The sequence below is a fragment of the Micromonospora sp. M42 genome, from assembly GCF_000568915.1.
Classification (GTDB): Bacteria; Actinomycetota; Actinomycetes; order Mycobacteriales; family Micromonosporaceae; genus Micromonospora; species Micromonospora chalcea.
The window spans coordinates 1-8,065 of record NZ_KK037236.1 but is presented as its reverse complement, the minus strand read 5'-3'; the positions used below and the strand labels follow the sequence as shown (position 1 = coordinate 8,065).

The following is an 8,065-nucleotide window of genomic DNA, read 5'->3' as shown; positions in this document are numbered from 1 at the left end:
CGAAGGCCGACACGACGTCAACCCCTGCCGAGGGCACGATCGAGACTGAGGTCATCAGCCAGGCCCGTACCGAGAGGGCCGGGGTCAAGGGCCTCCTGTTCACCCTCGCCCCTCGGGCCGGTGAGGGCGCGGGATCGGACAAGGCCAGTGCGGTCTCCGTCGGCGTGGACTACTCCTCCTTCGTCGGCGCCTACGGCGGCTCCTACGCCTCCCGTCTCCACCTCGTCTCCTACCCGGCGTGTGTGCTGACCAGCCCCGAGAAGGACACTTGCCGTACTGCGACGCCCGTCGCATCGCGCAACGACACCGCGGCGAAGTCCGTTTCGGCCGCTGCGGTGCCCCTGTCGGCTTCCGGCCCGATCGTCCTCGCTGCTGAGGCGGACGCAGGTGGGGAGAAAGGCGACTACAAGGCCACCTCGCTCTCAGACGCGGCCTCGTGGAACACCAACCTCAACTCCGGCGATTTCAGTTGGACTTACGACTTCACTACGCCCGCTGTTCCGGGGGGCCTGGCGCCGAGCCTGAACTTGGGTTATTCCTCCGGCTCGATCGACGGGCGGACCTCCAATACCAACAACCAGAGCTCCTTCATCGGTGACGGCTTCGACCTCAGTACTGGTTCGATCGAGCGCCGTTACAAGCCGTGTGCGGACGACGGTGAGAAGAAGAACGCCGACGGTGCGCGGCCGGGTGATCAGTGCTGGGCCTACGACAATGCGTTCCTGTCGTTCAACGGCAAGGGCGGCGAACTCGTCCCGACCGGAGCGGACTCCTTCAAGCTCCAGCAGGACGACGGCACCCGCATCGACCGGCTGCACGACACCGGGCTCGCCAACGGCGACGCGGACGGCGAGTACTGGCGGCTGACTACCCCGGACGGCACGCGCTACTACTACGGCTATAACCGCCTACCCGGCTACAGGTCGGGTAATGAAGTCACGAACTCGGTGTGGACGGTGCCGGTCTTCGGCAACAACGCCGGCGAGCCCTGCCACAAGGACGACTTCGCCTCCTCCTATTGCGCACAGGGCTGGCGCTGGAACCTGGACTACGTCGTCGATCCGCACGGTAACGCGATGACGTACCACTACACGAAGGAAGCCAATAGCTACGGCCGTAACCTCAAGGCCGACGACAACACTACGTACACGCGCGGCGGTTTCCTGGACCGCATCGACTACGGGCTGAAGTCGGACAAGATCTACGGTGCGAAGCCTCTCGCGCAGGTCGTCTTCTCCACTGCTGAGCGATGCCTCCCGCAGTCCGGTGTGACCTGCGAGGCGTCCACGATCAAGGACAAGTCGACCTACTGGTACGACACGCCGTGGGACCTCAACTGCGACTCGGGCGCCAAATGTGACCAGGGACGGCTGTCCCCCTCGTTCTGGACTCGCAAGCGGCTGACCGGTGTCAGCACGCAGGTTCTCAAATCGGACGGCGCGTACGGCAAGGTCGACAGTTGGGCGTTGACCCACAAGTGGGGCATGGCTGACACCGACTACCAGCTGCTGCTCGACAGCATCCAGCACACGGGTCAGGCCGCGAGCCCGGCGATCACGCTGCCGAAGACCACCTTCGCGTACGACCAGCTCGCCAACCGGCTCGACAAGACGGGCGACGGCTACGCCCCCTTCATCAAGTCCCGACTCTCCACGATCGACGGCGAGACCGGCAGCCATGTGGAGGTCCTTTACTCCGAGCCCTCCTGTGACGCTTCGGCTTTGCCGAAGCCGGAGACGAACACGACGCGCTGCTACCCGGTCTACCTGGACCAGGACCCGGACTCGACAACTACCGCGGTGCAGTGGTTCAACAAGTACGTCACCACCCAGGTGACGGCTTCCGACCGCACTGGCGGTGCGGTGGATATGGTCACGCGCTACGAGTACCTGGGCCCGGCCGCATGGCACTACAACGACTCCGACGGGCTGACCAGGAAGAAGTACCGCACCTGGGACCAGTGGCGCGGGTACGGGCAGACCCGCGTGCTGGCCGGTGGCAGCGACGGCATGAAGTCGCAGGCCGACACGTACTTCCTGCGGGGCATGGACGGAGACCGCAAGGACACCACTGGCGGCACCAAGGCCATCAGCGTCACGCTCGGCAGCGGTGAGGGCGACGCGATCACGGACCTCGACGCGTACGCGGGTTTCACCTACAAGACGGTGACGTACGACAAGTCCGGCGGGAAAATCCTAGCCAAGACGATCACTCGTCCGTGGCACCACGAAATGGCCAAGAAGGTACGCGACTGGGGCACCGTCACCGCGAACCTCATGGCCACTGCAGAGGCCGTGGAGTGGACCTCCCTGGACGACGGGGCAGGTGCCAAGTGGCGCACGAAGAAGCTCGAGACCACGTACGACACCGTCGCCGGGCGGCCAGTCAAGGTCAACGACCTTGGCGACACGAGTACACCCGATGACGACATCTGTGCCCTGACCACGTACACGGCCAACGGCGATAACAACGTGCTCGCCTATCCCGCGCGTGTTGAGACGCTGTCGAAGGCGTGCACAGCGACGATCGACCGAACAAAAGACGTCGTCTCCGATGTACGCACCGCCTACGACGGCGGCGCTTACGGGGCCGCGCCCACCAAGGGCGACGCGACCCGGGTGGCGACGCTGAAGTCATACGCGGGAACTAAAGCCACCTACCTGGAAGGGGAGGCCACCTACGACGCCTACGGTCGCGCACTCACCGCGACGGACCTGTCCGCAAATGTCACTGTGGACGGGACGGGAACGCCGGCGCGTTCCGCGCGGACGGACGGGCAGACCACGACGACGGCGTACACCCCCGCGGCCGGCTTCCCGACCCAGATCAAGACGACGTCTCCGCCCGCCAAGGCGGGAGACGCCTCCACGAGCCTGACCACCACCCAGGCCCTCGACCCGTTGCGTGGGCTGCCAGTCACGTCCACCAATGCCAACGGTGTCGACTCGTACACGGAGTACGACGCGCTTGGCCGTACCACGAAGATGTGGGTGCCTGGACGGCACCGTACGGACCGGCCGGACTACGCGTACACGTATGAGATCGCCGAAGGGAAGCCGACTGCGGTCAGTCAGGTGACCCTGAACAACCAGGGTGGTCCGACCAGGCCCAGCTACACGCTCTACGACGGCCTTCTGCGTCCGCGGCAGACGCAGTCTCCAGGTCCCGAGGGTGGCATGATCGTCGCGGACACTTTTTACGACGAGCGAGGACTGGTCGAGAAAAGCTTCGACTCCTACTACACCACCGGTGGCCCCTCCTCCAGCCTGTTCAGCCCAGGAGACGCGCTCTCCGTGGAGTCGCAGACCCATACCGTCTACGACGGGCTTGGACGTGCCACCCAGTCCCAGCTGATCGCCGGTGACGCGGACCACAGCACCGTCGTGAGCACGACGAAGACCATCTACGGCGGCGACCGCACAACCGTCATCCCGCCCGCCGGAGCTACCGCGACCACGACCATCAACGACGCCCGCGGTCGCACCACGGAACTGCGGCAGCTCAAGACACGCGACATCAACGCCGCCTTCGACACCACCCGTTACAGCTACGACGCACGCGGACAACTCTCCAAGGTCACCGACCCCGCCGGAAACAGCTGGACGTACACGTACGACCAATTGGGCAGGCAGACCAGCAGCACCGACCCCGACAAGGGGACGAACACCACGGTCTACAACGACCGTAACCAGATCGACCACACGACGGACGCCAGGAAAACCAGCCTGTACTACGCCTACGACGGGCTCGGCAGGCAGACCGAGCTCCGCGAGGGCACAGCGACCGGGACGTTGCATGCCCAGTGGGCGTACGACTCGCTCCAGTACGGCAAGGGGCAGCTCACGCAGTCCACCCGCGTGGACAACGGCAACAAATACACCTCGCAAGTCCTCAAGTACGACGCACAGGGCCGGGCGACTCAGAACGCCGTGACCATCCCGTCGGTCAAGGGGGAGGAAGGGCTCGCCGGCACCTACCGTTCGCTCACCACCTACCTGCCTTCCGGTCTGGTCAGCCAGACGAGCTACCCGGTTGCGGGCTCGCTGCCCACAGCATCTGTAGTCAATTCCTACGACGACGACCTGCTGTGGCCCAAGACAGTCGGCACCGCCGGCGTCCAGGCCGCCCTGACCCACAACTACATCGGGCAGCTGGACACACTGACCGTCGGCCCGACCGGCAGCTCGACGACGAACACACAGATCAAGAACACCTACGAACACGGCACACGCCGCCTCGCCAACCAGACCGTCCAGCGCAACCAGCAGCCCGGCGTCGACCGCTCCGCCACCTACCACTACGACGAGGCCGGCAACATCACCTCGGTCACCGACGTCTCCCGCACCGGTACTGACAACCAGTGCTACATCTACGACTACCTCGGCAGACTCACCGAGGCGTGGGCACAGGGCACGACGACCTGCGCGGGAAGCCCCGCTGTCGCGATGCTCGGGGGACCGGCCCCGTACTGGCAGACCTTCAAGTACGACGAGACCGGCAACCGGAAGACCCAGATCCAGCACACCGCCAGCGAACAGGGCCTGGCGGACACCACAACGGATTACACCTACCCAGCCCCGGGCGATACCCGTCCCCACACGCTCACGAGCGCGAAAACCACCGGCCCCGCCGGGCAGCGCCTCGACGAGTACCACTACGACGACGCCGGTAACACCGACAAACGCCCCGGCCAGACCCTCAAATGGGACGCCGAGGATCACCTCGCCTCCGTCACCGATGACGACGGCAAGACCACGTCGTACCTCTACGACGCTGGCGGCAACCGCCTCATCGCCCGTACCCCCACCGAGACCACGCTCTACCTCGGCAGCACTGAACTGACGCTGGCCAAGGACGCCACGAAGGCGAAGGCCACCCGCTACACCGACCTGGGCGGCGTCACCGCCATCCAGGCCGACGACGGAACCATCAGCTACACCATCCCCGACCACCAAGGCACCGGCCAACTCGCCGTCCAGGCCAACAGCCTCGCCGTCCAGCAACGCCGCACCACCCCCTTCGGGCAACCACGCGGCACGACCCCCGACAACTGGCCCGGCACCAAGGGCTTCGTGGGCGGCACCGACGACACCGAGGAAACAGGACTCCAGCACCTCGGGGCCCGCGAGTACGACCCCCAGACGGGCCGCTTTATCAGCGTCGATCCGATCATGGACCTCACCGACCCACAACAGATCAACGGCTACACCTACAGCAACAACAACCCCGTCACCCACTCGGACCCGAGCGGCGAATGGCTGGACGACGGCACAGGGCACAGCGAACCCCACCCGAAACAGACCGGCAAACCGCGTACCGGTGTAGGCGTCCCTCGGGGAGGACTCACCAAGGGCGGGGGCGGCTGCTATTACTGTTCCCACATATACGGACAGGCGCCCCAGAAGGGTCTCCCCCGGGCCGATCAGCCAGTCGGCAAGGGAGAGCTCCACCCCATGCCCGAGCTCCCCGAGTTGGATTCCGCAGAAGACCGCCAGACAATGCTCATGTCCTGGGAAGAATACGGCTCCCACATTCGAGGGACAGGTTTCTGGGATACCCCCACCGGGGCCGGCGACAAGACCATCGATAACCGCTCATCTTATGCGTGCTACGGGGCCGAAGCCTGCAAGCAAGCCTGGACGATCTGGCTCGATACCCATGACTTCGAGAAGGCGTACCAAGTAGCTAAGAGCTACTGCATGGAGCACGCCAAGAAGTGTGATGTCGCCGAGGGCGCCCAAGACTCGATGCGCGACGCTGTTGAATCAATTCCGATTCTGCTGGCTGACGGCCTTGGCCGGATGGGCAAGGGTATTGGGAAGCCTGGCCCCTGTCACAGCTTCACCGAGGGAACGCAAGTCGAACTGGCTAACGCTGAAAAGCGGCAAATTCAAGACGTCAAGGTAGGGGATGAAGTACTGGCGACTGATCCTGAAACCGGTAAAACGCACAAGCGTCGAGTCATTGCTACCATCATCACCAATGACGACAAAGAATTCACAAGACTGACCATACGTGCTGCCGGTGAAGAAGACGAGATCACGTCAACCGACAATCACCCGTTCTGGTCTCCTAATCGTCACGCCTGGGTCGATGCCGCCAACCTGGTTGCCGGAGATACACTGATCACGCCGACGGGCTCGTCGGTCCAGGTCGTTGAGACGCGCCATTACCTGCGTACTCAGCGCACCTACGATCTCACGGTCGACCGCACGCACACGTACTATGTGCTGGCGGGGGCTACGCCGGTATTGGTTCACAACAGCGGTGGCTGCGCCGAGGATGTCTACTCCATCGAAGATCACGTCCGTCCTCGCCATACGCGAGGTGGTGCCGAGGCGGATGCAACGAAGTCTCTGTTTGAGGATGGCGTAGATCTCGGGGAGTTGGCTGCCGGGAGTGCCGGTCAGATCGGCCGCTATCAGGCCGATACGGGGAACATTCGGTACTTCGTTACAGGAAAAAATATAGTGGGGTCCGATAGGCGCGGTCTCCCCACGAAGACCTACACGATCGTTCGTGATGGTAGGGACGGAGAATTGATCACCATGCATCCAGGACTCCCGCGCGACTTGGACCCCTGATGATTAGGGTCGACGTGCGATCAGGTAAAGGGGATCTTGTGGCATCAGCTGTAGCGGATTCAGGGTTTGACCCAGTTCTCAGCGGTGTGGATCGTAAAAGGTATCCGATCCTCGGCCACTTGGATCCGTATGGGGATACAGTGCTGAACCGGCTCCAAGTGAATTCCTTGCTGGAAGAGATTTCCGAAACGAGATCCAATCCGGAAATCATGTCAGCAGAATTCGCAGACAAGCTGGTGATGCTGTGTCATGAGTGTCTGCTGCGACCCCATCGATTTCTCCGCTTTGTAGGGGAGTAGGAAATAGAGATAGACGTGCATTAGTCCCACCGAAATTGCCTCTGGTGGGGCTAATGTCATGCTCGACGGCAACGTCAGTGGACGATGGCTGCGGTGATTGGTTTGTCGTTGCCGTCGTCAGTCCGCCTAAGACGTCGTTGCATTTGGCGGTGATCGTTAGGCTGCGGACGTGACGAGCGCAGAGGACGAGACGGAGACTGTCTGCCGGGTCTGTGGTTTTGAGGGTGAGGTGTTCTGGGAGGGTGGCTGGCCGAATGAGGCTGCCATCTGTCCCTGCTGCGACAACGAGCCCGATGTCGGGGACGCCAGCGTCATGGGCCTGCGCAACTACCGCGGATACTGGGTGGGACATGGCGCCCCGTGGGGCAGCCCGTCGGAGGAGCGCAAGCACAAGCGCGAGGGTTGGGACCTGCTGAAACAGATGCAGAACATCCCGCCACAGTGGCGCTGATCTGGGCGATCGGTACGTGCGTCACGGCGTGAGCCGGCGGTAACAGATGAGCGTGGCTGCGATCCCGGCGAAGGCGAGGAAGTGCTCGGGCTTACGTTCATAGCGGCGATGGAGGCGGCGGCAGCCACCAAGCCAACTCGCCGTGCGCTCAACGGTCCAGCGGTGTCGCCCCAGTCGGGCGGGGGACTCGATGCCCCTGCGGGCGATACGCGGCACGATGTTACGGCTGCGGAGCCATCGGCGCAGGTGGTCGTAGTCGTAGCCCTTATCCGCATGGAGTTTGGCGGGCCTACGTCGCCTGGGTCCGCGACGGGAGCGGATTGGCGGGATCCCGCGCACGAGGGGTTCAAGTCCGAGGCTGTCGTGGGTGTTCGCGGCGGAGATGCCGATCGACAGGGGCAAACCGGTCCGATCGGTGATCAAGTGGATCTTTGAGCCCTTCTTACCGCGATCTACGGGATTCGGGCCTGTCAGGTCCCCCCTTTCGTCGCCCGCATGTTCACCGAGTCGATCGCACACCGGGACCAGTCCAGCTCGCCCCTCGCGCCGAGTTCGTCCAGCACTAGGCGGTGGAGCTTGGCCCAGAGGCGGGCTCTACTCCACTCGGTGAACCGCCGATACACCGTCGACCATGACGGCCCGAACACCTCCGGCGTCTGCCGCCAAGTGCAGCCGGAAGTGGCCACGAACATGATCGCGGCGAGCACCTCCCGGTCCCCATGCCGCCGCCG

At 63.9% G+C, this 8,065-nt stretch carries 2 protein-coding genes and 1 pseudogene; 2 read left to right on the top strand and 1 reads right to left on the bottom strand.

Annotated features, from left to right (window positions below):
• The first annotated feature begins 164 nt into the window (after nt 1-164).
• Both MCBG_RS30765 and MCBG_RS30760 read left to right on the top strand, forming a co-directional pair.
• Complete coding sequence (locus MCBG_RS30765; protein ID WP_223201481.1) at nt 165-6,584, top strand: polymorphic toxin-type HINT domain-containing protein; 6,420 nt, start codon at nt 165-167, stop codon at nt 6,582-6,584.
• 468 nt (nt 6,585-7,052) lie between these two features.
• A complete protein-coding gene (locus MCBG_RS30760) occupies nt 7,053-7,334 on the top strand; it encodes a hypothetical protein (RefSeq protein WP_008745850.1) in 282 nt (93 codons plus the stop codon).
• A gap of 21 nt (nt 7,335-7,355) precedes the next feature.
• Here MCBG_RS30760 and MCBG_RS32225 read toward each other — a convergent pair.
• A pseudogene (locus tag MCBG_RS32225) lies at nt 7,356-8,065 on the bottom strand (IS5 family transposase); the annotation flags it as partial.